At 65.6% G+C, this 3188-nt stretch carries 2 protein-coding genes and 4 pseudogenes; 3 read left to right on the top strand and 3 right to left on the bottom strand.

Annotated elements, in window-relative coordinates; all coding sequences use genetic code 11:
• From WCJ52_RS12400 to tsf (WCJ52_RS12410), 3 genes and pseudogenes are all read right to left on the bottom strand, one after another.
• Positions 1-122: pseudogene (locus WCJ52_RS12400) on the bottom strand (ribosome recycling factor); the annotation flags it as partial.
• 19 nt (positions 123-141) lie between these two features.
• On the bottom strand, positions 142-861 hold the full coding sequence (gene pyrH, locus WCJ52_RS12405; RefSeq protein ID WP_336903622.1) for a UMP kinase: 720 nt from the start codon (positions 859-861) through the stop codon (positions 142-144).
• 134 nt (positions 862-995) lie between these two features.
• Positions 996-1598: pseudogene (gene tsf / locus WCJ52_RS12410) on the bottom strand (translation elongation factor Ts); the annotation flags it as partial.
• Here tsf (WCJ52_RS12410) and tsf (WCJ52_RS12415) point away from each other — a divergent pair.
• The 3 genes and pseudogenes from tsf (WCJ52_RS12415) to WCJ52_RS12425 all read left to right on the top strand — a co-directional run.
• Positions 1591-2193: pseudogene (gene tsf, locus WCJ52_RS12415) on the top strand (translation elongation factor Ts); the annotation flags it as partial. The pseudogenes tsf (WCJ52_RS12410) and tsf (WCJ52_RS12415) sit on opposite strands and share 8 nt — an antisense overlap.
• Positions 2194-2327: 134 nt before the next feature.
• Positions 2328-3047 carry a UMP kinase gene (gene pyrH, locus WCJ52_RS12420; protein ID WP_336903622.1) on the top strand — a complete coding sequence of 240 codons (720 nt, stop codon included), beginning with the start codon at positions 2328-2330 and terminating at the stop codon, positions 3045-3047.
• A 19-nt stretch (positions 3048-3066) separates the two neighbouring features.
• Positions 3067-3188: pseudogene (locus WCJ52_RS12425) on the top strand (ribosome recycling factor); the annotation flags it as partial.

Raw genomic sequence — 3188 nt, 5'->3', positions numbered from 1 at the left:
TGGTCGAGCAGGCTGGCGGAGGCGCGGCCTGTCCTCAGGCTGGCGAACTCCTCCTTGAGGGCCGCGATGGCCTTGTCCATGCGGTCGCGATATCGAGACAGAACGGGCTTTTCGGCTGGCATATCGGGCTCCCGGAAGCAGTCAGTTGATGGTGGTGAAGACGCCCTCGCCGGTGAGGACCTTCATGAAGTTCCCCGGCTCGCGGATCGAGAAGACGACGATGGGGATCTGGTTGTCCCGCATCAGGGCGATGGCCGAGGCGTCCATGACCTTCAGGTCCTGGGCCAGGACGTCGTGGTAGCTGAGAGAATCGTATCGACGTGCGGAGGCGTCCTTCTTGGGATCCGCTGTGTAGACCCCGTCCACGCTCGTGCCCTTCAACAGGGCATCGCAGCCCATTTCCGCAGACCGGAGGGCGGCGGAGGTGTCGGTGGTGAAGAAGGGCGCGCCCAGGCCCGCGGCGAAGATCACCACCCTGCCCTTCTCCAGGTGCCGCAGGGCCTTGCGCCGGATATAGGGCTCGCAGACCGCATCCATCGGGATGGCCGATTGCACCCGGGTATCGACCCCGGCCTTCTCCAGCGCGCCCTGCAGGGCGAGGGCGTTCATGATCGTGGCCAGCATGCCCATATAGTCAGCGCTGGCCCGCTCCATCCCCCGGCCGGCGAGGGAGACGCCCCGAAAGATGTTTCCGCCCCCCACGACGAGGCAGAGGTCGAACCCGGCGTCGACCACTTCCTTGATGTCCGCGGCGACCCGGTCGAGGGTCACGGTGTCGATGCCGAAGAGGGAGTCCCCCATCAGCACTTCGCCGGATATTTTCAGCAGGACTTTCCGGTAGCGGGGCTTGGGGGCGTTCATGGGCGGATCCGTCGGGTGGCACCCGGGACCGTCAGGGCCTAGGCGAGGGAATCTGACGGCATTCTACATAAACCAAGGGCGTGGTGCGCGTCGAACGCACCACGCCCTTGAAAAGTCGTCCCGTCAGGCCGGGATCAGGCCTGGCCGGTCATGGAAGCGACCTCGGCGGCGAAGTCGTCGACCTTCTTTTCAACGCCTTCGCCAAGGGCGAAGCGCACGAAGCCCTTCACAGAGACGGGGGAGCCGGTCTCCTTGGCGGTGTCGGCCACAAGCTGCTCGATGGTCTGGTCCGGGTTCATCACAAAGGCCTGCTTCAGCAGCACGACTTCCTCGAAGAACTTGCGGATGCGGCCCTCGACCATCTTCTCGACAACACCCGGGGGCTTGCCCGAGGCCAGGGCCTGCTCGGTGAAGATGGCCTTCTCGCGATCGACCGCCGCCGGATCCAGGTCATCGGTAGACAGGGACAGGGGATTGGTGGCCGCCACGTGCATGGCGATTTTGCGACCCATCTCGGCGAGCTTGGCCTGGTCACCCTTGCCCTCGACCGCCACCAGCACCCCGATCTTCCCCAGGTCAGGGACGATGGCCGAGTGGACGTAGGACGCGATAGCCCCCTCCGAGACCGTGAACCGGTGCGCACGGCGCAGGTTCATGTTCTCGCCGATGGTCGCGATCAGGTTGGTGACGAGGTCCGACACGGCTGCGCCGCCGGTGGTCCTGGCGGCAGCGATCGCTGCCGCCAGGACCACCGGCGGCGCAGCCGTGTCGGACCTCGTCACCAACCTGATCGCGACCATCGGCGAGAACATGAACCTGCGCCGTGCGCACCGGTTCACGGTCTCGGAGGGGGCTATCGCGTCCTACGTCCACTCGGCCATCGTCCCTGACCTGGGGAAGATCGGGGTGCTGGTGGCGGTCGAGGGCAAGGGTGACCAGGCCAAGCTCGCCGAGATGGGTCGCAAAATCGCCATGCACGTGGCGGCCACCAATCCCCTGTCCCTGTCTACCGATGACCTGGATCCGGCGGCGGTCGATCGCGAGAAGGCCATCTTCACCGAGCAGGCCCTGGCCTCGGGCAAGCCCCCGGGTGTTGTCGAGAAGATGGTCGAGGGCCGCATCCGCAAGTTCTTCGAGGAAGTCGTGCTGCTGAAGCAGGCCTTTGTGATGAACCCGGACCAGACCATCGAGCAGCTTGTGGCCGACACCGCCAAGGAGACCGGCTCCCCCGTCTCTGTGAAGGGCTTCGTGCGCTTCGCCCTTGGCGAAGGCGTTGAAAAGAAGGTCGACGACTTCGCCGCCGAGGTCGCTTCCATGACCGGCCAGGCCTGATCCCGGCCTGACGGGACGACTTTTCAAGGGCGTGGTGCGTTCGACGCGCACCACGCCCTTGGTTTATGTAGAATGCCGTCAGATTCCCTCGCCTAGGCCCTGACGGTCCCGGGTGCCACCCGACGGATCCGCCCATGAACGCCCCCAAGCCCCGCTACCGGAAAGTCCTGCTGAAAATATCCGGCGAAGTGCTGATGGGGGACTCCCTCTTCGGCATCGACACCGTGACCCTCGACCGGGTCGCCGCGGACATCAAGGAAGTGGTCGACGCCGGGTTCGACCTCTGCCTCGTCGTGGGGGGCGGAAACATCTTTCGGGGCGTCTCCCTCGCCGGCCGGGGGATGGAGCGGGCCAGCGCTGACTATATGGGCATGCTGGCCACGATCATGAACGCCCTCGCCCTGCAGGGCGCGCTGGAGAAGGCCGGGGTCGATACCCGGGTGCAATCGGCCATCCCGATGGATGCGGTCTGCGAGCCCTATATCCGGCGCAAGGCCCTGCGGCACCTGGAGAAGGGCAGGGTGGTGATCTTCGCCGCGGGCCTGGGCGCGCCCTTCTTCACCACCGACACCTCCGCCGCCCTCCGGTCTGCGGAAATGGGCTGCGATGCCCTGTTGAAGGGCACGAGCGTGGACGGGGTCTACACAGCGGATCCCAAGAAGGACGCCTCCGCACGTCGATACGATTCTCTCAGCTACCACGACGTCCTGGCCCAGGACCTGAAGGTCATGGACGCCTCGGCCATCGCCCTGATGCGGGACAACCAGATCCCCATCGTCGTCTTCTCGATCCGCGAGCCGGGGAACTTCATGAAGGTCCTCACCGGCGAGGGCGTCTTCACCACCATCAACTGACTGCTTCCGGGAGCCCGATATGCCAGCCGAAAAGCCCGTTCTGTCTCGATATCGCGACCGCATGGACAAGGCCATCGCGGCCCTCAAGGAGGAGTTCGCCAGCCTGAGGACAGGCCGCGCCTCCGCCAGCCTGCTCGACCA

It is taken from the genome of Phenylobacterium sp. (assembly GCF_037138395.1).
Classification (GTDB): domain Bacteria; phylum Pseudomonadota; class Alphaproteobacteria; order Caulobacterales; family Caulobacteraceae; genus Phenylobacterium.
The sequence above is the reverse complement of the archived record's forward strand: the minus strand, read 5'-3'. Positions and strand labels throughout refer to the sequence as shown.

Bases quoted from the DNA above. Each gene is read 5' to 3' on its own strand.
- pyrH (WP_336903622.1), bottom strand. From the start codon at position 861: ATGAACGCCCCCAAGCCCCGCTACCGGAAAGTCCTGCTGAAAATATCC.
- pyrH (WP_336903622.1), top strand. From the start codon at position 2,328: ATGAACGCCCCCAAGCCCCGCTACCGGAAAGTCCTGCTGAAAATATCC.